The organism is Actinomadura rugatobispora (genome assembly GCF_055379765.1).
Genome location: NZ_AP029191.1, coordinates 7825246 through 7846783, shown reverse-complemented (window position 1 = coordinate 7846783; position 21538 = coordinate 7825246). Strand labels below are relative to the sequence as shown.

At 72.9% G+C, this 21538-nt stretch carries 16 protein-coding genes; 8 read left to right on the top strand and 8 right to left on the bottom strand.

Annotation, left to right across the window (positions count from 1 at the left end; translation table 11 throughout):
- The first annotated feature begins 13 nt into the window (after positions 1-13).
- The 4 genes from ureG to ACZ466_RS35125 all read left to right on the top strand — a co-directional run bounded on the left by ureG (position 14) and on the right by ACZ466_RS35125 (position 5759).
- Entirely contained in the window at positions 14-712 is a 699-nt protein-coding gene (gene ureG / locus ACZ466_RS35140; protein WP_378285821.1) for an urease accessory protein UreG, read from the top strand.
- Complete coding sequence (locus tag ACZ466_RS35135) at positions 661-1485, top strand: urease accessory protein UreD (RefSeq protein ID WP_378285820.1); 825 nt, start codon at positions 661-663, stop codon at positions 1483-1485. Before ureG ends, ACZ466_RS35135 begins: the two co-directional genes overlap by 52 nt.
- A 15-nt stretch (positions 1486-1500) precedes the next feature.
- Positions 1501-4362: a DEAD/DEAH box helicase family protein gene (locus tag ACZ466_RS35130; protein ID WP_378285819.1), complete on the top strand. Its 2862-nt coding sequence runs from the start codon at positions 1501-1503 to the stop codon at positions 4360-4362.
- Positions 4363-4457: 95 nt separating this feature from the next.
- On the top strand, positions 4458-5759 hold the full coding sequence (locus ACZ466_RS35125; RefSeq protein ID WP_378285818.1) for an ABC transporter ATP-binding protein: 1302 nt from the start codon (positions 4458-4460) through the stop codon (positions 5757-5759).
- On the opposite strand, the gene ACZ466_RS35120 is transcribed toward ACZ466_RS35125, so the two are convergent.
- Complete coding sequence (locus tag ACZ466_RS35120; RefSeq protein WP_378285817.1) at positions 5740-6177, bottom strand: MerR family transcriptional regulator; 438 nt, start codon at positions 6175-6177, stop codon at positions 5740-5742. The genes ACZ466_RS35125 and ACZ466_RS35120 overlap by 20 nt on opposite strands.
- 144 nt (positions 6178-6321) lie before the next feature.
- Between ACZ466_RS35120 and ACZ466_RS35115 the strand changes: the two genes are divergently transcribed.
- Positions 6322-7194: an LLM class F420-dependent oxidoreductase gene (locus tag ACZ466_RS35115; RefSeq protein WP_378285816.1), complete on the top strand. Its 873-nt coding sequence runs from the start codon at positions 6322-6324 to the stop codon at positions 7192-7194.
- Between the two features lie 74 nt (positions 7195-7268).
- Here the strand turns inward: ACZ466_RS35115 and ACZ466_RS35110 are convergent, their stop codons facing one another.
- The gene (locus tag ACZ466_RS35110) at positions 7269-7937 is read right to left on the bottom strand and encodes a DUF305 domain-containing protein (protein WP_378285815.1); all 669 of its coding nucleotides are present in this window, start codon (positions 7935-7937) and stop codon (positions 7269-7271) included.
- 270 nt (positions 7938-8207) lie between these two features.
- Between ACZ466_RS35110 and ACZ466_RS35105 the strand changes: the two genes are divergently transcribed.
- A complete protein-coding gene (locus ACZ466_RS35105; RefSeq protein WP_378285854.1) occupies positions 8208-9581 on the top strand; it encodes an LVIVD repeat-containing protein in 1374 nt (457 codons plus the stop codon).
- Between the two features lie 97 nt (positions 9582-9678).
- On the opposite strand, the gene ACZ466_RS35100 is transcribed toward ACZ466_RS35105, so the two are convergent.
- The 6 genes from ACZ466_RS35100 to ppdK form a co-directional block, all read right to left on the bottom strand.
- Positions 9679-10215 (bottom strand): GtrA family protein, encoded by a 537-nt coding sequence (locus tag ACZ466_RS35100; RefSeq protein ID WP_378285853.1) that lies wholly within the window; start codon positions 10213-10215, stop codon positions 9679-9681.
- Positions 10216-10292: 77 nt separating this feature from the next.
- The gene (locus tag ACZ466_RS35095; RefSeq protein WP_378285814.1) at positions 10293-11582 is read right to left on the bottom strand and encodes an MFS transporter; all 1290 of its coding nucleotides are present in this window, start codon (positions 11580-11582) and stop codon (positions 10293-10295) included.
- A 55-nt stretch (positions 11583-11637) separates the two neighbouring features.
- Positions 11638-12882 carry an NAD(P)/FAD-dependent oxidoreductase gene (locus ACZ466_RS35090; protein ID WP_378285813.1) on the bottom strand — a complete coding sequence of 415 codons (1245 nt, stop codon included), beginning with the start codon at positions 12880-12882 and terminating at the stop codon, positions 11638-11640.
- A 217-nt stretch (positions 12883-13099) separates the two neighbouring features.
- Positions 13100-14365, bottom strand: coding sequence for a deoxyguanosinetriphosphate triphosphohydrolase (locus ACZ466_RS35085; RefSeq protein WP_378285812.1), 1266 nt, complete (start codon positions 14363-14365; stop codon positions 13100-13102).
- 62 nt (positions 14366-14427) lie between these two features.
- Positions 14428-15213: a YdcF family protein gene (locus ACZ466_RS35080; RefSeq protein WP_378285811.1), complete on the bottom strand. Its 786-nt coding sequence runs from the start codon at positions 15211-15213 to the stop codon at positions 14428-14430.
- A 132-nt stretch (positions 15214-15345) separates the two neighbouring features.
- Positions 15346-18015 carry a pyruvate, phosphate dikinase gene (gene ppdK / locus ACZ466_RS35075; protein ID WP_378285810.1) on the bottom strand — a complete coding sequence of 890 codons (2670 nt, stop codon included), beginning with the start codon at positions 18013-18015 and terminating at the stop codon, positions 15346-15348.
- 284 nt (positions 18016-18299) lie between these two features.
- Here ppdK and ACZ466_RS35070 point away from each other — a divergent pair, with 284 nt between their 5' ends.
- Positions 18300-20177 carry a glycoside hydrolase family 15 protein gene (locus ACZ466_RS35070; protein ID WP_378285852.1) on the top strand — a complete coding sequence of 626 codons (1878 nt, stop codon included), beginning with the start codon at positions 18300-18302 and terminating at the stop codon, positions 20175-20177.
- 161 nt (positions 20178-20338) lie between these two features.
- On the top strand, positions 20339-21499 hold the full coding sequence (locus tag ACZ466_RS35065) for a DUF4190 domain-containing protein (protein WP_378285809.1): 1161 nt from the start codon (positions 20339-20341) through the stop codon (positions 21497-21499).
- Positions 21500-21538: the final 39 nt, after the last annotated feature.

Genomic DNA, 21538 nt, shown 5'->3' with positions numbered 1-21538 from the left:
AGGTACCAGAGCCATGGGCGCCGTCCACGCACACGACCACGGGCATGACCACGCGCACGACCCGTACGAGGCACCGGTGCCGGAGGGCCGGGCGCTGCGGCTGGGCATCGGCGGCCCGGTCGGCAGCGGCAAGACGGCGCTGACGGCCGCGCTGTGCCGGGCGCTGCGCGACGAGCTGGAGCTGGCGGTGGTGACCAACGACATCTACACCACCGAGGACGCCGACTTCCTGCGCCGCGAGGCGGTGCTCGCCGACGACCGGATCACCGCGGTGCGGACCGGCGCGTGCCCGCACACCGCCATCCGCGACGACATCTCGGCCAACCTCGACGCGGTCGAGGAGCTGGAGGAGCGGCACGGCGGCGCGCTCGACCTGATCATCGTGGAGAGCGGCGGCGACAACCTCACCGCCCTGTTCAGCCGGGGCCTGGCGGACCGGCAGATCTTCGTGCTGGACGTGGCGGGCGGTGACGACGTGCCGCGCAAGGGCGGGCTCGGCGTCGCCGCGGCCGACCTGCTGGTGATCAACAAGACGGATCTGGCGCCGCTGGTCGGGAGCGATCTGGACCTGATGGCCCGGGACGCGGCGCGGGTCCGGGACGGCCGGCCGGTGGCGTTCACCTCGCTGCGGCAGCGTCCCGGCGCGCCCGAGGTCGCGGAGTGGGTCCGCGGCGTCCTGGGCCGGGCGGCGCCGCGGGCCGCCGCGTCATGACCCGCGCCCGCCCCGCCCGTTCCTACACGGCGTGCGCGGCCGTCACCGCCGAGCGCGGCCCGTCCGGGGCGACCCGGTTGACCCGGCTGCGTTCGGACGGCCCGCTGGCGCTGCGCGAGACCCCCGGGGCGGTCCACATGGTGGGCGCGGCGGCGGGGCCGCTCGGCGGCGACGAGCTGGAGCTGGAGGTGCGGGTGGGACCGGGTGCGCGGCTCGTGGTCCGTTCGGTCGCCACCACGCTCGCGCTCCCCGGCGACGGGGAATCCAGGATGACGGTGCGGGCCGAGGTCGGTGAAGGCGGGCACCTGGACTACGCGCCCGAGCCGACCGTGGCCGCGGCCGGCTGCCGCCACCGGGCCCTCGCCCGCATCGATCTGGCCGAGGGGGCGACGCTGCGCTGGTACGAAGAGCTGATCCTGGGCCGTCACCGGGAACCCCCGGGCCGCCACATCAGCCGCTTCGACGTGACGGCCGCCGGCGTGCCGCTGCTCCGCCACGAGCTGCGGCTGGACGATCCGGCCGTGCACGGCAGCCGGGCCGTGCTGGCGGGCGCCCGCGCCGTGGGCAGCGTGCTGCTGGCGGGCCCGGGGTTCACCGGGACGCCGCCCCGCACGGGTGAGGGGTGGGCGGTGCTGCCCCTGGCCGGTCCCGGCGTGCTGGTCACGGCCGTCGCGCCCGACTCGGCCGCCCTGCGCCGCCGACTGCGCGCGGGGGAGAATGCCGCGACGGACGCGGATATGTCGGTTTCTGCGCTGCGGTCCGGTACGTCCTGACGCGACAATGTGCCGGTGGATCTCAACGGGGCGCGCTGGCCGGGTGAGCTGAGGCCGTACCAGGCGAAGGCGCTCGACCTGCTGGACGCCGCGTGGGACGAGGGCCGGTCGCGCGCCTGGGTGGTGCTCCCGCCCGGCACCGGCAAGACCCTGGTCGGGCTGGAGGCGGCGCGGCGGCTGGGACGGCGCACGGTCGTGCTCGTCCCCAACACCGCGATCCAGCACCAGTGGGCCGAGCACTGGCGGCGCTGCGGCGGCGAGGCGGGCACCGACCGCGACCTGCGGCATCCCGTCACCGTCCTGACCTACCAGTCGCTGGCGGTCTTCGACCCCGACGCCGAGACCGACGAGGAGGGCCGCCAGAAGAGCCGCCGCGGCGGCCTGGTGCGGCTCCTGCACGACAACGGGCGGGCGCTGGTCGCGGCGCTGCACGACGCCGGGCCGCTCACCCTCGTCCTGGACGAGTGCCACCACCTCCTGGACGTGTGGGGGCGGCTGCTCGCCGAGATCCTGGAGGAGCTGCCGGACGCCCGCGTGGTCGGGCTGACCGCCACCCCGCCCGAGTCGCTGACGCCCGAGGAGTCCAAGCTGGTGGACGCCCTGTTCGGGGTGCCGATCCTGGGCGCGTCCATTCCCGCGATGGTGCGGGAGGGCTATCTGGCGCCGTTCGCGGAGCTGGCCTGGCTGACCACCCCGACCTCGGTGGAGGCCGACTACGTCGAGGGCGAGGCGGAGCGGTTCGCGGAGCTGACCGCCGGGCTGCTCGACCCCGGGTTCACCTCGACCGGTCTGCTGGAGTGGCTGGACGCCCGCATGGTCGAACGCACGGCCGAGGCGGGCGGGGCGGTGGCGTGGGCGCGGGTGGAGACGGCCGAGCCGCGGATCGCCGCCGCCGCGCTGCGCTTCCACCACGTGGAGCTGCTGGCGCTGCCGCCCGGCGCGCGGCTGCGCGAGGAGCACCGGCACGCCCCGACCGCCGAGGACTGGGTCGCGCTGCTGAACGACTACGTGGTGCACTGCCTGCTGCCGAGCGGGCACGCCAAGGACGCGGCGGCGCTGGAGGCGATCAAGAGGGCGCTGCCCGCGGTCGGCTACCAGCTGACCAAGCGCGGGATCCGCGCCGCCCGCTCGCCGGTGGACCGGGTGCTGGCGCGCAGCGCCGCCAAGACGCTCGGCGCGGTGGAGATCGCCGCGACGGAGGCGATCTCGCTCGGCGCACGGCTGCGCTGCCTGGTGCTGTGCGACCACGAGCGCGCCGGGGCCACCCTCCCCGCCCGGCTGCGCGAGGTGCTCGACGCCGAGGCCGGGTCGGCCTGGCTGATGCTGCGCGGGCTGGTCGCCGACCCCCGCACCAGGGAGCTGGCCCCGATGCTGGTCACCGGCCGCACGGTCGCCGCCGCCGAGGAGACCGCGCGGGCGTTCGCGCTGGAGCACCACGAGCGCGGGCTGACCGTCGAGCCGGTCGGCGGCGGCGTCGCGGTCATCACCGGGTCGTGGACGTCGCGGACCTGGGTGCGGCTCATCACCGCGTTCTTCGAGTCGGGCGGCTGCCAGATCCTGGTCGGGACGCGGGGGCTGCTCGGCGAGGGCTGGGACGCCCGCGGCATCAACACCCTCATCGACCTCACCACCGCGACCACGCCCACCGCCGTCGTGCAGACCCGCGGCCGGGCGCTGCGGCTGGACCCGTCCTGGCCGGAGAAGTCGGCCAACACCTGGACCGTGGTGTGCGTGGCCGACGGGCATCCCAAGGGCGCCGCCGACTGGGACCGGTTCGTCCGCAAGCACGGCGGCTACCTGGCCGCCGCGCCGAACGGGGAGATCGTGTCGGGGGTGGCGCACGTCGACGCGTCGTTCTCGCCGTACGCGCCGCCCGATCCCGCGGACTTCGACCGGCTCAACCAGGAGATGCTGGCGCGTGCCGCGGACCGCGCGGCGACCCGCGAGGGGTGGCGGCTGGGCGAGCCGTTCCGGGACGAGCTGGTGCACACGCTGCGGATCCGCCCGGCCCGCGCGCCCGCGGTGACCGCCCCGGCCGCCGCCGCGGCGGCCGTGCCGGGCGCGCCGCTGTCGGTGCCTGCGCGTCGGCATGCCACGGGCCGTCCCGAGTTGCCGGACCTGTACGTGCCGAGGCAACTCGGCGCGCTCGGCTGGATGGGGTCGTATCTGGCCTTCTTCGCCGCCGTGACAGCGGTCGCCATCGGGGCGACACACGGCGATTTCATGATGTGGGTGGGGGGCTGGGCCGCCTGCGTGGTCCCGGCGGTGCTGGCCGCGACGACCTGGCAGGCGCGGGAGAACCGACGGCTCGCCGCCTCCAGGCGGGTCCGGGACCGGGCCGTCGAGGAGGCCGCGCGGCGGCTCGACGGGCTGGCCGGCGAACCGGCGGTCACCAGCCTCGCCTACGCCGTCGCCGACGCCCTCAAGGGCACCGGCCTGTCCCGGCGCGGCGCGGAGGGCGTCGTGGTGCGTCCGGAACCGGACGGCACCTACCGCTTCTCCCTCGCCGACGTCGACGCGGCCACGTCGCAGCGCTTCGCCGTGGCGCTGGACGAGGTCCTCGCCCCCATGGCCACGCCCCGGTACGTCGTGCCCCGCTACGTCGTCCACCCGCTCAAGGGCGAGGCTCGCCTCGAGCGCGCTCTGGCGTGGCTCGAGGACAGGCCGGGGGGCAATGGGGTCGTCTACCACTCGGTGCCCGCGCTCTTCGGGCAGAACCGCAAGCGCACCGGCGCGTTCGTCGGCGCCTGGAACACCTGGGTGTCGGCGGGAGACGCCGTGTTCATCTCCTCCCCCGAGGGGGAGGGCATCCTCGCGACCCACCGCGGCCAGGACCCGCTGGAGGCCACCACCGTCCTGCGCGTCGCCTGGGACTGAGGCGCCCACCGAACACGACGCGCACTGGACAAACCGGCGATGAGCACGGTGTGATCGGTGGCCAACGTTCCGCTCCGCTGCCAAGGTGGCCCCCGATGACGGAAGTCGTGCTGAACGGTGTCGGCAAGGTGTTCCCCGGCGACGTGCACGCCGTGCGCGACGTCCACCTGCGGATCGGCGACGGGGAGCTGTTCGTCCTGCTGGGACCGTCGGGCTGCGGCAAGTCCACCATCCTGCGGATGATCGCCGGGCTGGAGGAGGCGACGTCGGGCGAGCTGTGGCTGAACGGCGGCGTGGCCAACGACCTGTCCCCGCGCGAGCGCAACGTCGCGATGGTCTTCCAGGACGGCGCGCTGTACCCGCACCGCACCGTCGGGGGCAACATGATGTTCCCGCTGGAGGTCGCGGGCGGCGACCGGGCCGAGGCGCGGGAGAGGGTCGCCGAGCTGACCCGGGCGCTGGGCATCGGCTCCATGATCGACCGGCTGCCGGGCACGCTGTCGGGCGGGCAGCGGCAGCGCGCCGCGATCGGCCGGGCGCTGATCCGCCAGCCCTCGCTGTTCCTGATGGACGAGCCGCTGTCCAGCCTGGACGCCGGGCTGCGCACCGAGCTGCGGCTGGAGATCACCGGACTGGTCCGCTCCACCGGCACCACCACCGTGTACGTCACCCACGACCAGGTCGAGGCGATGACGATGGCGGACCGGATCGCGGTCCTGCGCGACGGGGTGCTGGAGGACGTGGGCACGCCCGAGCAGATCTACCGGGACCCGGCGACGGTGTTCGTGGCGGCGTTCCTCAGCTCGCCCCCGATCAACCTGCTGCAGGCCACCGCGTGGGCCGTCCAGGACCGGGGCGTGGTGCTGGACTTCGGCCCGCAGCAGGTCACCGTCCCGTGGAACGACGCCCGCTCCCCCGCGCTGATCAGCCATCACGGCGGGCCGGTGATCGTGGGGCTCCGGCCGGACGCGCTGACCCCGGTCGCGGCCGGGGAGGCGGGCCGCACGCTCGCCGGGCGGGTGCGGGTGCTGGAGTTCCACGGGCACGACTGGCTCGCCTACGCCGAGGCGGGCATCCCCACGGTGGACGCCGCCGCGGTCGGGCCGGGCCCGGCAAGTCCGGGCGCGGCGAGCTCCGGCACGGCGGGAGCGGGGCCTGGACGGGAACGTCCGGGGCCGGGCGGGCTCGCCGGACGGGTGCGCGGGCTGATCCGCAGGCCCGCCCCGCCCGAACCGGTCGAGGAGGAGCACGCCGGGCACCACCGCCGTTCCGACCTGGTCTTCAGCACGGGGTCGCGGCGTCCGGAGCGGGGCGCCGAGGTACGGCTGGACGTCGACCTGGACCGGATGCTGGTCTTCGGGCCGGACGGCCGCCGGATCACGGCCGTGCGGCGCTGACCTCCGCCTGCCCGTTCCGCGCCGCGGCCCCGGCCTGCGGCAGGAGCGCGGCGCATCCCCCGGCGACCTCCCGGTAGAAGCCCAGCTTGCGCTGGATCTGGCCCTGCTGGACGCGCAGCCGCTCGATCTGCTCCTCGACGCGGCGGTCGTGGGTCTGCAGCAGCTCGATCCGCTCCTGGACGGTCTCCTCGCCGGCCCGGGTCAGCTCCGAGTAGCGCAGCATCTCCGCGATCGGCATGCCCGTCTCGCGCAGGCAGCGCAGCATGTTCAGCCACGCCAGGTCGTCGTCGCTGAAGACGCGGCGGCCGGAGGCGTTGCGGGCGATGTCCGACAGCAGCCCGATCTTCTCGTAGTAGCGCAGGGTGTCGATGCTGAACCCGCTCTTCTCGGCGGTCTCCGCGGGAGAGTAGGAGGTCACCGGGCAAGGATCGCACCTGGAGCGCACTCCAGGTCAACCGGGGCGGCCGGGATGCCGGGGCGCGCCGCCGGGCATGGTCCTTGACCTGGAGCGCGCTCCAGGTCGCAGAGTGGTGCGCGCAACCCGATCACGAAGGACCACACCATGCGCATCGGACTTCAGGTACCCAGCTTCACCTTCCCCGGCGGGCCCGAGCAGATCGCCCCCACCTACGGGCGGATGGCCCGCGATGCCGACCAGGCCGGGCTGCACTCGTTCTGGGTGATGGACCACTTCTTCCAGATCTCGATGGTCGGCCCGGCCGAGGAGCCGATGCTGGAGGGCTACACCGCGCTGGCGTACGCGGCGGCGCTCACCGAGCGGATCACGCTCGGCACCATGGTCACCGGCGTCACCTACCGGCACCCCGGGATCCTGGTGAAGACGGTCACCACGCTGGACGTGCTGTCGGGCGGGCGGGCCTGGCTGGGCATCGGCGCCGCGTGGAACGACGAGGAGTCGCGCGGGCTCGGCACCCCGTTCCCGCCGACCGCCGAGCGGTTCGAGCGGCTGGAGGAGGCCCTCCAGATCGCCCACCAGATGTGGAAGGGGGACGAGAAGCCGTTCCAGGGCGAGCACTTCCAGCTCGAACGGCCGCTGAACTCGCCGCAGTCGATCCGGCGCCCGCACCCGCCGATCCTGATCGGCGGCACCGGGGAGAAGAAGACACTGCGGTTCGTGGCCAAGTACGCCGACGCCTGCAACATCTTCGACGGCGAGGAGCTGCCGCGGAAGCTGCAGGTGCTGCGCGAGCACTGCGAGCGCGAGGGCCGCGACTACGCCGACATCGAGAAGACCTCGCTGACCTTCCTCCAGACCCCCGAGCCGTCGGTGGACCAGGCGGTGGACACCGTCGGCAGGCTCGCCGAGGCGGGCGTCGACCACGTGATCTTCTCCCAGGGCACCGGGCAGGACCTCGTCGGGCTGCTGGGCGAGACGCTGGCGCAGACCGAGAAGATCGTCCCCGCGGGGCGCTGAGCGAGGCGGTGCGCGGAGCGGTGGCCGTGACCACGGCCACCGCTCCGCCGCACCTCAGTCCTCGGGCACGCGGCTCAGTCCTTGGGCATGATGGCGCGCATCCGGTTGATCTCGGCCTGCTGGCCCGCCTCCACGTCCCGGGCCAGCTCCTGCACGGTCACGTCGGTGCCCTTGTCGATCACGTCCTTGGTCATGGTGAGGGCGCCCTGGTGATGGGTGATCATCAGGGTCAGGAAGAGCCGGTCGAACTCGGCGCCGCGGGCCGCCCGTAGCCGTCCCATCTGCTCGGGGGTCGCCATCCCGGGCATCCCCGTGTGCGCGGTCGCCTGCGCCGAGGGCCCGCCGTGGCCGCCGTGCCCGCCGCCCGGGCTCCCGGTCGGCCGGCCGTTCTTGCCCAGCCACGACTGCATGGCGGCCATCTCCGCCCGCTGCCCGCCCCCGATCCGCTCCGCCAGCGACTTGATCTGCGCGGCGGCCGCCTGGCCGGGCGCCAGCCCGGCCATCTCCACGGCCTGCCGGTGGTGCGGGATCATCATCTCCACGAACCGGATCTCCGCCGCGGTCGGCGGCGCGGGCGTGGCCGGGCCGCGCACCGCGGTCTTGTTCGGCTCCCCCGGGCGCCCCGGCACCAGCACGGTGCTCTTGGGCGCCGCCTCCGACTCGTCCCCGCCGCTGCACCCGCCCAGCAGCCCCGCGGCCAGCACCGCGGCCGCCCCCGCCGCCAGCACCGCGCGCACGCTCACGGGCCCGATCCGATCCCGCATCCGACGTCCCACCACCCTCGGCCCTCCCGCCCCTCGGTCACGGCGACCGTATCCGCTGTTCGCGCCACGGTGAACGTCCGGCAGATCTCAAGAAGCTCACAGATGTGTTCAGACCTGTTCATACATATTGAAACCGTTCATACTCCGGATGATCTATGCCGTATCCATGGGGGCAGTAGCGAAGGAGTCGGAGTGGCGCCAGCGCCTGGACGAAGAACGCGAAGAACACTGTTGGGCACGCTGACGGGGATGCTCCTGGCGATCTCGACGGTCATGGTCGCCCCGGCGGCCTCGGCCGAGATCCCGGGCAAGGACGAGATCGCCAAGTCGCCCAACTTCACCCACCTGGCGAACATCCCCAAGCAGGGGCCGCTCGCCGGAGCCGGCAACCTGGGCTCCGACTGGGCGTTCAAGGGGAACTACGCCTTCGGCGGCAACTACGCGGGCTTCACGGTCTACGACATCAGCAAGCCGCAAGAGCCCAAGGTCGTCACCGTCGTGAGCTGCCCCGGGTCGCAGAACGACGTCTCACTCGCCGGGAACCTGCTGTTCCTGTCGACCGACGCCTCGATGAGCGATGACTCCTGCCAGGCCGTGCCGAAGCCGGCCACGGAGAAGTCCGCCTGGGAGGGCATCAAGATCTTCGACATCAGCGACGTGCGCAACCCGCGCTACGTCAAGGCCGTCGAGACCAAGTGCGGCTCGCACACCAACACGCTGGTCCCGGGCAAGAAGGGCACGAGCTACATCTACGTGTCCTCCTACCGCCCGGACGGGACGTTCCCCGACTGCCAGCCGCCGCACGACCTGATCTCCATCATCAAGGTGCCGCACAGCGACCCGGCCGCCGCGGCGGTCATCGCGGAGCCGAACCTGTTCCCGGACGGCGGCAACCCCGGTGACCCGGCCGGCACACCGTGGCCGAACGGCACCTCGGCGACCTCCGGCTGCCACGACCTCACGGCCTACCCGGACGAGGAGATCATGGCCGGGGCCTGCATGGGCGACGGCGTGCTGTTCGACATCTCCGACCCGGAGAAGCCGTACACCATCACCAGCGTGCGGGACGACGAGAACTTCGCGTTCTGGCACTCGGCCACGTTCAACAACAAGGCCAACAAGATCGTCTTCACCGACGAGCTGGGCGGCGGCGGCGCGGCCACCTGCAACACCACCATCGGGTCGGAGAAGGGCGCCAACGCCATCTACGACATCGTCGGCTCGGGCGACAAGCGCAAGCTCCGCTTCCGCAGCTACTACAAGATCCCGCGGCCCAACGCCGACACCGAGAACTGCGTGGCCCACAACGGCTCGCTGATCCCGGTGAAGGGCAAGGACATCATGGTCCAGGCCTGGTACCAGGGCGGCATCTCGGTCTGGGACTTCACCAACTCGCGCAAGCCGAAGGAGATCGGCTGGTTCGAGCGCGGGCCCTGGTCGGACACGCTGCAGACCGGCGGATCGTGGTCGGCGTACTACTACAACGGCTACATCTACTCCAACGACATCCAGAAGGGACTCGACGTCCTCCAGATCAAGGACGCCGCCACCGACAAGGGCGCGCGCGTGAAGCTGCCGCTGCTGAACGCGCAGACCCAGCCGGACTACTTCGACTTCGACTAGACGACGTCGTAGCGAGGAGCCCGGACGGAGGGCCCCGGTGGTCACGCAGCCCGCGTGACCACCGGGGCCCTCCCCCTTTTCGACACCGTTTCCCGGCTCAGGCGGCGGCGGGGGTGAAGACCCACTTCTTGTACGACCAGTAGCGGAACGCCGACCCCAGGCCCAGCCCCACCAGCAGCCCGGCGTTGTAGGACAGCCCGCCCTGAAGCCCGAGCGTGTAGAAGGTGACGCCGGTGCACAGCACCTGGATGGCCATCCCGATGCCGTTCAGCCCGAAGAAGATCACGACCTCCCGGCCGGACCCGTCGCTGTCGCGGTGCCGGAACGTCCAGTGCCGGTTGAGCAGGTAGGAGGTCAGGGTGGACACCACGGTCGGCACGACCACGCTGGTGACCGGGCCGCCGCCCAGCCAGTGCCGCAGCAGGTTGGCCCCGCCGATGGTGATCACGGTGCCGAGCAGCCCGACGCAGCCGAAGGTGAGCAGCTCGCGCACGAACCTGCGGTGCGGGAGGACGGCGGGCGGCAGAGCGGGCGGCGGTGCGGGCGCCGCGGCGGCCGGCTCCGGGAGTGCCGGGCGCGGCGCGGGCGGCTCCGGTTCGACCGGCTCCGTTCCGGCCGGAACCGGCCCCTGCATGGTGCTCACTCGCCCAGACCTTACCTGAAGCGGACATAAGCAGAGTTGGCCCTGGCCGAAAATCAGGGGCGGGGCGGTCAGCGGCCCGCGGTCGAGGTCGCCCCGGCCAGCGGGACGATCAGCGCCACCAGCGCCACCGGCACCGCCAGCGCCCAGCCGAGCCCGACACCCTGCGCCACGAACCCGATCACCGGGGGCCCGCCCAGCAGTCCGAGGTAGCCGACCGCCGTCACCCGCGCGATGCCGTGCGCGGCGGGCACCCCCGGCAGGTTGCCCGCGGCGCTGAAGGTGACCGGCGCCACCGGCGCCACGCCCAGCCCGAACAGCGTGAACCCGAGCACGGCCGCGGCCGGATGCCCGGCCGCCAGCCCCAGCCCGAGCCCCAGCGCGGCGATCAGCGCCCCGGCGCGCAGCACCGGGACGGGCCCGAACCGCGCCACGATCCGGTCGCCCGCCAGCCGGCCGACCGCCATCGCCACCGCGCACCCGGCGTAGCCGAGGCCCGCGACGCCCGCCCCCGTCTCCAGGGTCTCGCGCAGGTAGACCGCGCTCCAGTCGGCCATCGCGCCCTCGCCGACGAACGAGCACAGCCCGATCACGCCGAGCAGCGCCAGCGTCCAGCGTCCGGCCCGTACCGCCGCGGCGACCGTGGCCCCGGACCGCACCCGGGCGTCCGTCCGGGCCCCGCTCCCCGGACCGGGATCGGATTCGGGCCCGGCGCCCGCATCGAGCTCGTCGCCGGGCCCGTCCCCGGACTCCGCCGCCCGCTCCGCCTCCGGATCGGGCATCACGTCCGCCGAACGGTCCAGCAGCCCCCGGCAGAACAGCAGCAGCGCCGCCGCCAGCACCACGCCCGCCAGGCTCAGGTGCACCGCCGCCGGGACGTCCAGATGCGCGGCGGCCGACCCGACGAGGGCGGCACCGAGCGTCCCCACGCTGTACGCGCCGTGCAGCCCCGACATCAGCGGCCGCCCGTAGCGCCGCTCCACCGCCACGCCCTGGGCGTTCATCGCCACGTCCATCAGGCCGAGCGAACCGCCCATCAGCACCAGCGCGCAGGTCAGGGCGCCGAGGTTCCACGCCAGCCCGAGCGGCGCCAGCGACAGCGCCGCGACGGCCCCGGCCCCCAGCGTGGTGGCCCGGCTCCCCCACCGCGCCACCGTCCACCCGGCGAACCGCACCGCCAGGACCACCCCGACGGGCGCGCCCAGCAGCGCCAGCCCCAGCGAGCCCTCGCTCAGCCCCAGGTCGCGCTTGATCTGCGGGATCCGCGCCACCCAGGCCGCGCCGACCAGGCCGTGCAGGAGGAAGGCCACCGTCACGGCGGTCCGCGCGCGGCCGAGCGCGCCGATCGTCTCAGTCACCACCCGCACGACCCTACGTTCCTTACGGGTGGTCGATCACCTTTCGGACAAGGAAGGATCAGGTCGCCAGATCGGACAAGGCGACCTTCGGATCGGCCAGCCGCGCCGCGTCCACCGGCTCCCCGGACCTGATCATGGCCTGGATGTCGCCGGTCACGTCCCACACGTTGACGTTCATCCCGGCCACCACCCGGCCGCCCAGCGTCCAGAACGCCAGGAACTCCCGGCCCGGCACGTCCCCGCGGAACACCACGTCGTCGTACTCCCCGGGCGCCGCCACCCCCGACAGCTCCATGCCCAGCTCGTACTGGTCGGTGAAGAAGTAGGGGATCCGGTCGTAGCCGACCGCCTCCCCCAGCATCGCGCGGGCCGCCGCCGGGCCGCCGTTCAGCGCGTTCGCCCAGTGCTCCACCCGGATCCGCTTGCCCAGCAGCGGGTGGTAGGCGCTCGCCACGTCCCCCGCGGCGAACACGTCCGGGTCGGAGGTCCGCAGCGACTGGTCGACCAGCACCCCGTCGGACACCTCCAGCCCCGCGCTCTCGGCCAGCTCGGTGTTGGGCCGCACCCCCACGCCGACGATCACCACGTCCGCCGGGATCTCCTGGCCGCCGGAGGTGACCACGGCCGACACCTGCCCGGCGCCCCAGAACCCGGCCACCCCCTGGTCCAGCCGCAGATCGACGCCGTGCGCCCGGTGCAGGTCGGCGAACAGCCCGCCCACCTCCGGGCCCACCGCGGCGTGCAGCGGCGTCGGCTCGGGCTCGATCACCGTCACCTCGTTGCCGTACGTGCGCGCCGCCGCGGCCGTCTCCAGCCCGATCCACCCGGCCCCGGCCACCACGACCCGGCGCCCGCCGTGCTCCAGCGCCTCCCGCAGCGCCGTCGAGTCGGCCATCGACCGCAGGTAGTGGATGCCCTGCAGCGTGGAGCCGGGCACGTCCAGCCGCCGCGGGGACGACCCCGTCGCCAGCAGCAGCTTGTCGTAGCGCACCCGCTCCCCGTCGGCCAGCTCCACGCGGTGCGCCCCGCGGTCGAGCCCGGTCGCCCGCACGCCCAGCCGCAGCTCGACGTCGTGCTCGCCGTACCAGTCCGCCGGGTGGACGTGCGCCTTGTCCCGCTCCTGCTTGCCCAGCAGGAACCCCTTGGACAGCGGGGGCCGCTCGTAGGGTCGCTCGTGCTCCTCCCCGATCAGCACCACCCGCCCCCCGAACCCCTCCTCGCGCAGCGTCTCCGCCGCCTTCGCCCCCGCCAGGCTCGCGCCGACGATCACGAACGTCTCCCGGGCCTGTGGCTCCTGGGACATGGCGACCTCCTCAGGTGAGCACCGCTAGGGCCTCGCTCTTTGTTATCCCTACAGCGGCGTCATAACCAAGACAAGGCCCGTCTATTGCCATTCCGAGGCATAAACAAACCCACCCGGCAACCAAGATCGTCCAGCGGGCGCGCCCGCTACGTGCGGTTACGCACGAGATTGTGGCGGTTGATCGCCCAGGCGGCCCGGGGTCAGGGACGCGATCCGGCTACGTGCGGTTACGCAGGAGATTGTGGCGGTTGATCGCCGAGGTGTCCGTCAGCGAGGCGATCTGGTCGACGATCGCGCGGAGGCGGGCGGCGTCGTCGGGCGCCTCGACGTAGGCGGCGCGGAACGCCGGGTCGAGCGTGCCCGGGGCGCCGTCCAGCATCAGCTCGGCCAGCTCCAGGATCAGCTCGCGCTGCCGCGCCCGGATCTCCTCGTGGCTGATCCACACGTAGTGCGCGGTGATCCCCTTCAGCAGCGCGCACTCCAGCCGCTGCGCGCGCGGCACGATCAGGTCGGCCGCGTAGCGGGTGAGCGGCCGGTCGCCGTACGCCTCCCGGGTGGCCTCCTCGGCGGCCAGGCAGAACCGGCCGATCAGGGTGCTGGTGAGGTTCTTCAGCGCGGCCAGCGTGCGCGGGGTGCCGTCGTAGCGGTCCGGCCAGAACGGCTCGGCCAGCAGCGCCGCGAAGCGCTCCTCCAACTCGGGGAGGGTGGCGTCGTCGCAGTACAGCTTGATCGCGGTCTGCGCCACCAGGCGGCGCTCGGCCGGATCGGCCAGCAGCCCGAAGTCGATGTGCCCGGCGACCAGGGCGTCCTCCAGGTCGTGGACGGAGTAGGCGACATCGTCGCTCCAGTCCATGACCTGGGCCTCGAAGCAGGTCTCGCGGGGCGGGGAGTCCTCCCGGGCCCAGAGCGCGGCGTCGAGGTCGTCCTGGTAGACCCCGAATTTGCCGTTGACGGCGTCGGCCTGCGACCACGGGTACTTCATGGACGCGTCGAGGGCCGCCCGGGTGAGGTTGAGGCCGACGCTGCGGCCGTACAGCGGCGGGCCCGGGGCCGCGAACGACTTGGGCTCCAGCCGGGTCAGCACGCGCAGGCTCTGGGCGTTGCCCTCGAATCCGCCGCAGGACTGGGCGACCGCGTCCAGGGCCACCTCGCCGTTGTGCCCGAACGGAGGATGCCCGATGTCGTGGGCCAGGCAGGCGGTCTCGACCAGGTCGGGATCGCAGCCCAGGGACTGCCCCAGCTCCCGCCCCACCTGGGCGCACTCCAGCGAGTGGGTGAGCCGGGTGCGCAGGCTCTGCACGCTGCCGGGCGCGTCCGCGCCGGGCGAGGCGACCTGGGTCTTGGCCGCCAGCCGGCGCAGCGCGGCGCTGTGCAGCACCCGGGCCCGGTCGCGCTCGAAGGCGGTGCGGTCGCGCCTCTTGGGGGGCTCGGGGGCCCAGCGCTCCCTGTCTCGTTCCGAATACTCCCGCGGAAACTGCGTCATCGTTCCACCAGCGTATGCGGGGCGCCCCGGTTTCCGCTGAACCGCGGGCGTCCCCGGCGTGATCAGGGGGTGCCGGTCTGCTGCGGGACGGTCTTGATCGTCTCGCTGGGCGCCTTCACGCTCTTGCCGAACAGCACGTACGACAGGTAGCCGCCGGTCTCGCGGACGATGTAGTTGAACTGGGTCTCGCGGGTCTGCACGCTGGGGCCGCTGCGGGTGGGCGAGGCGAACGCCTTGATCCCGCTGTCCTCGGCCATCTTCTTGGAGCGCAGGCCGTGCCAGGGGTCGGTCACGATGATCCCGGTCTTCCAGCCCAGCCGGTCGTACTCGCGGCCGACCGCCCGCATGCTCTCCAGGGTGTCGTTGCCGACCGGCACCGCGACGACCTTGCTCTCCGGGACGCCGCCGCGCTCCACCAGCCAGCGCCTGCCCGCGCCGGCCTCGGTGAAGTTGTCGTCGGGCTGCTTGCCGCCGACGGTGACGATCGACCCGGCGACGCCCCTGCGGTACAGGTCGAGGGCGTGCTGCAGCCGCCACTGGAGCGTGGGCGAGGGACGGCCGTTGTACTGGGCGGCGCCCAGCACGATGATCGCGTCCGAGCGGGGCGTCTCGTCCTGGCGGGCCTGGTACCAGACCCGCCAGGACACGGTGAGCGGGGTCAGCACCGCCACCGCCACCAGCCCGAGCAGGATGATCAAAGAGATCGTGAACCAGCGTGGGCGGGCGCGCCGGCGGCGTCCGCCGTCCCCGTCCCCGTCACGCTCGTCGTCGAGCCGATCGTCACCGGGAAGGTCGTCCACCGGAGGATCGGCCCGCCTGGGCTCCGGCACATCGAATTCCAACGTCATCGCACTGGACACGTTAGTTAGATGGTTCCCGCGGCGCGTCCGGTTCACAAGTGCGCGACCGGGTTTCGGCCCATTTTCTCCCGGCCGCGCCTCGCCCGGCCGCGCTCATGCCGCCGCGGTCACCCGGTGTGGTCAGCCGATGGCGGCGCGGCCCGCCTCCAGCCGGGCGACGGGGATCCGGAACGGCGAGCAGGAGACGTAGTCCAGCCCGACCTCGTGGCAGAAGTGCACCGAGTCCGGGTCGCCGCCGTGCTCGCCGCAGATGCCCAGCTTGAGGCCGGGACGGGTGGCGCGGCCCTCCTCCGCGGCGATCCGCACCAGCCGCCCGACGCCCTCCCGGTCCAGGGTCTCGAACGGCGACACGCCGAAGATCCCCAGTTCCAGGTAGCGGGAGAAGAACGCGGCCTCCACGTCGTCCCGGGAGAAGCCCCAGGTGGTCTGGGTGAGGTCGTTGGTGCCGAAGGAGAAGAACTCGGCGGCCTCGGCGATCTGCCCGGCGGTCAGCGCCGCCCGGGGCAGCTCGATCATGGTGCCGATCAGCGCCGGGACGTCCACCCCGGTGGAGCGGGCGACCTCGGCCAGCACCTCGCGAGCCTCGTCGCGGGTGGCCTCCAGCTCCTGGACGGCGCCGACGAGCGGGATCATGATCTCGGGCCGCGGGTCGCCGCCGTCCCGCCGCCGCCGCGCCGCCGCGTCGGCGATCGCCCTCACCTGCATCGCGAAAAGGCCGGGAATCACCAAACCGAGCCGCACGCCGCGCAGTCCGAGCATAGGGTTCTGCTCGTGCAGCCGGCGGACGGCCTCCAGCAGCCTCCGGTCCTGCGGATCGGCGCCGTCACCGGCCAGGGCGACTTTGACCGAGAGCTCGGTCAGGTCAGGGAGGAATTCGTGCAGCGGGGGGTCGATCAGCCGGATCGTGACCGGCAGCCCGTCCATGGCCTCGAAGATCCCCTCGAAGTCGCCGCGCTGGAGGGGTTCGAGGGCGTCCAGGGCCGCGGTGCGCTCCTCCTCGCCCTCGGCCAGGATGAGCTTCTCCACCAGCTGCCGGCGGTCGCCGAGGAACATGTGCTCGGTGCGGCACAGCCCGATCCCGCGGGCGCCGAACCGGCGGGCGCGGGCGGAGTCCTCGGGGTTGTCGGCGTTGGCGCGGACCTTCAGGGCGGCCCGGTCGTCGGCGTGCCGCATGACCCGGTGGACGGCCTCGACCAGCTCGTCGCCGTCGCCGGCCCGCAGCCGGCCCTCGAAGTACTGCACGACCGGGGAGTCCTCGACCGGGACCTCGCCGAGGTAGACCGCGCCGCTGGTGCCGTCGATGGAGATCACCTCGCCCTCCTCGACGACCAGGCCGCCGGGGGCGGTGAAGCGGCCGGCCTTGACGTCCACGTCGAGCTCCTCGGCGCCGCAGACGCAGGTCTTGCCCATGCCGCGGGCGACCACGGCGGCGTGCGAGGTCTTGCCGCCGCGGGAGGTGAGGACGCCCTTGGCGGCGACCATGCCGGACAGGTCGTCGGGGTTGGTCTCGCGGCGGACCAGGATGACGTCCTCGCCGTTCTCGGCGGCGCGTACGGCGGCCTCGGAGGAGAAGACGGCCTTGCCGACGGCGGCGCCGGGCGAGGCGTTCATGCCCTTGGTGACGCGGCGGGCGTCGCCGAGCCGGGACTCGTCGAAGCGGGGGAACATCAGCTGGGCCAGCTGGGCGCCGGTGACCCGCCGCACGGCCTCGTCGGCGTCGATCAGCCCCTGGTCCAGCAGCTGGCAGGCGATCCGGAAGGCCGCGGCGGCGGTCCGCTTGCCCACCCGGGTCTGGAGCATCCACAGCTTGCCGCGCTCGATCGTGAACTCGATGTCGCACATGTCGAGGTAGTGGTTCTCGAGCGTCTCCATGATCTCGAGGAACCGGTCGTAGGAGCCCTTGTCGATGCGCTCCAGCTCGGTCAGCGGCACGGTGTTGCGGATGCCGGCGACCACGTCCTCGCCCTGGGCGTTCTGCAGGTAGTCGCCGTAGACGCCCTGCTGGCCGGTGGCGGGGTCGCGGGTGAACGCCACGCCGGTGCCCGAGTCCAGACCCATGTTGCCGAAGACCATCGAGCACACGTTCACGGCGGTGCCGAGGTCGACGGGGATGCGCTCCTGGCGGCGGTAGAGGATGGCGCGGGGGGCGTTCCAGGAGTCGAAGACGGCCTTGACGGCCAGGTCCATCTGCTCGCGCGGGTCGGTGGGGAACGCGCGTCCGGCCTGCTCGGCGACGATGGCCTTGAAGCGGTCGACGAGGGCGCGGAAGTCGCCGGCGTCGAGGTCGGCGTCGTCCTTGGTGCCCTTGGCCTCCTTGGCCTCCTCGATGGCGTCCTCGAACAGGTCGCCGTCGACGTCCAGGACGGTCTTGCCGAACATCTGGATCAGCCGCCGGTAGGAGTCCCAGGCGAACCGCTCATCGCCCGCCTGCTCCGCCAGGCCGTGCACGGACTCGTCGGTGAGGCCCACGTTGAGGACGGTCTCCATCATGCCGGGCATGCTGAACTTGGCCCCGGAGCGCACGCTGACCAGGAGCGGGTCGGCGGGGTCGCCCAGGCGCTTGCCCATCCGCTTCTCCAGCGCCGCCAGATGGCCGTTCACCTCGCCCTCCAGGCCGTCCGGGAGCGTCGCGTGCTCCAGGTAGTGGCGGCACGCCTCGGTGGTGATGGTGAATCCCGGCGGCACCGGCAGGCCCAGATTGGTCATCTCGGCGAGGTTGGCGCCCTTGCCCCCCAGAAGATCTTTGAGGTCCTTGTTGCCCTCGGTGAAGTCGTACACGAACTTCGGCACGGGGTGCTCCTTCATCCGAATCCGCCCGGAACCAAGACATCGGGGACTTTCGGCCGGAAAGCCCCGAGTCTTGATGGCGGGACTGTACCCGCGTATTCGTGCTTCGCTCGGCGCCCGGTGGGCGGCCCGGCGTTGGTGCAGGTCAGGGGACCTGTACTGGTCTATTCCAATAGTCGCATTCGACGTATGACACCTGTTCAGCACCCGTTGTCCATGGCGCACGCATGGCGATCGAGAGGGAATGATGGAACGTGATGGATCAGGGAGGTGAGGCTGTGAGGCCGATGGTCGCCGGTGGCCGGGCGGGGGACCCGTTCGCCCCGATCGCCGATTTCGGGTTCCTGTCGGACTGCGAGACGACCGCGCTGGTCGCCCCCAGTGGCAACATCGAGTGGATGTGCCTGCCGAAGATGGACTCGCCCAGCGTGTTCGGGTCGATCCTGGACCGCGACGCCGGCTACTTCCGGCTCGGCCCCGCGGGCGTGGAGGTCCCCGCGGCGCAGCGCTACATCCCCGGCACCATGGTCATGGAGACCACCTGGTGGGTGCACGGCGGCTGGCTGGTGGTCACCGACGCCCTGCTGATGGGCCCCTGGCACCACGAGACGGAACGTTCCCACACCCACCGCCGCGCCCCCACCGACTACGACGCCGACCACGTCCTGCTGCGCATGGTCCGGTGCGTGAACGGCCAGGCCCAGGTACGGCTCGACTGCATGCCGGTGTTCGACTACGGCCAGACCCCGGCCCGCTGGGAGCACACCGGCGTCGGCTACCACGAGGCCCTCGCCCGCGGCAACGGCGTCAACCTGCGCCTGACCACCGACATGAACGTCGGCTTCGAGGGCTCGCTGGCGACCTCCCGCACGCTGCTCAAGCAGGGCGACGCCCGCTTCGTCGCGCTGTCCTGGAGCGAGCACGAGCCGCCCCACAACTGGGAGGAGGCCCAGGAGCGCCTGGTCTGGACCGTCCACCACTGGCAGCACTGGCTCGACCGCGGCCACTTCCCCGACCACCCCTGGCGCAGCCACCTGCAGCGCAGCGCGCTCACCCTCAAGGGCCTCACCTACGCCCCGACGGGCGCGGTCGCCGCCGCCGCGACCACCTCGCTGCCGGAGAGCCCGGGCGGCGACCGGAACTGGGACTACCGCTACACCTGGATCCGCGACTCCACGATGGCGCTGTGGGCCTTCTACACCCTCGGGTACGACTGGGAGGCCAACGACTTCTTCTACTTCATCACCGACGTGGCCGAGGCCGCCGAGGGCAAGCTCCAGATCATGTACGGCCTGGACGGCCGCGAGGAGCTGCCCGAGTCGACCCTCGACCATCTCAGCGGCTACGACAACGCCCGCCCGGTGCGCATCGGCAACGAGGCGTACATGCAGGCCCAGCACGACGTGTGGGGCGCGATCATCGCCTCCATCTACCTGTTCGTGCGCAAGCGGGACCGGCTCGACGACCGGCTCTGGAAGATCATCATCAAGCAGGTCGAGGACGCGCTGGCCAACTGGCGCACCCCCGACTGCGGGATGTGGGAGGTGCGCGGCGAGCCGCAGCACTTCACCTCCTCCAAGGTGTTCTGCTGGGTGGCCGCCGACCGGGGCGCCCGGCTGGCCCGGATCCGGGGCGACGCCGAGCGGGCCCGGCGCTGGCAGGCCGCCGCCGACGAGATCCACGCCGACGTGCTGGCCAACGCCCTGGACGAGCGCGGGGTGTTCACCGCCCACTACGGCGCCGACACGCTGGACGCCTCGGCCCTGCTGATCCCGCTGCTGGGCTTCCTGCCCGCCGACGACAAGCGGGTCCGGGAGACGGTGCTGGCGATCGCCGACGAGCTGTCGGAGGACGATCTCGTCCTGCGCTACCGGGCCGCGGAGACCGACGACGGGTTCTCCTCCGAGGAGGGCACCTTCACCATCTGCTCGTTCTGGCTGGTGAGCACGCTGGTCATGATCGGCGAGGTGGAGCGGGCGCGGGCGCTGTGCGAGAAGCTGCTGTCCTACGCCAGCCCGCTGCAGCTGTACGCCGAGGAGATCGACCCGCACACCGGCCGCCACCTGGGCAACTTCCCCCAGGCGTTCACCCATCTGGCCCTGATCAACGCGGTCATGCAGGTCATCCGCGCCGAGGCCGACGAGCGCCAGACGCCCCTGGCCTGAGGGCTGATCCGTCCCCCGGCCGCCCGCTCCGGCGGCCGGGGAACCGTCCGGGCGGCCGGGCCGCGTGCGCGAAGCGGGCAAAAGGTTTACCGCACGGCAACAGCTGGCCAAAGTGCGGCGGAACCCATCATTAGTGATCTTCGCCGCTTAGCGTGACGTTCGTGACATTGCCACCGAACGCTGACGAGGCCCGGGGATCCTCGTCGGGCACCCCCGGCGACGGCTCCGCCTCGGGCTGGGCCGCCCCGGACTCCTCTCCCCCAGGCTCCTCCACCGGCACGCCCCCCGCGGGCGTGCCGGACGGCGCGCCCCCGCCCGCGTCCCCGCTCCCGCCGCCGGCCGCCGGGCAGCCCGCGCCGGCCCCGCACGAACCGCGCCGGACCAACCGGTTCGCCATCGTGGCCCTGGTCACCGGCCTGCTCGGGCTGATCCTGTTCGCCGTCGGCTTCGGGATCGCCGCCCTCGTGCAGATCGGCCGCCGCGGGGAACGCGGCAAGGGCCTGGCCATCGGCGGCCTCGTCGCCGCCGGGGCGTACCTGGTGGCGGGCTTCGCCGCCCTCGCCGTGCTGGTGGGCGCGACCGCCGCCGACGAGGCGGACGGCGGCGGCTCCTCCGCGTTCCAGCTCTACCCGAAGCCCGGCCAGTGCTTCGACTTCCACGGCCAGGGGGACACGCCGGAGACCAGGGTGGTGGCGTGCCAGCGGCCGCACGACGCCGAGATGGTCCTGACGTTCACGTTCCCCAAGGGCGACTGGCCGGGCGAGCAGGAGGTGTCCCGGCGCGCGACGGAGGGCTGCGCCCAGCGCGTCCAGGCCCGCTTCAGCACCCACTCGCCGGTCGAGAACGGCGAGGTCAACGCCCTCTACCCGCGGCAGTTCTCCTGGCGGGTGGGCGACCGCCGGGTGCACTGCGCGATCGCCGCCGTCCAGGGCCAGAAGCTCACCGGGCCGCTGGGCTCGCACGTCCGGCAGACCCGCGCGCTGGACGAGCTCAAGCCCGGGGACTGCTTCGACGAGCCCGGGGAGCGGGAGACCACGGTCAAGCTCATCCCGTGCGACCGGCCGCACGACGCCCAGATCACCCACCTGTTCGAGATGCGGGAGACCTCCTACCCGGGGGACGCGGCCGTGGAGAAGATCGCCACCGACGGCTGCGACTCCCGCTGGGAGCGGATGTTCGGCAAGAACCCCTCGCCGGTCCGGCTGGAGCAGTGGTACATGCCGCCGAACAAGGAGTCCTGGGACCTGGGGGACCGCACGATCATGTGCTACGCCACCGACGCCAAGAAGCGCCCCCTCACCCGCTCCGTCGTCCCCCGCTGAGCTTGGCGGATTCCGGGGGTTCTTTTTACGCCCGCCCGC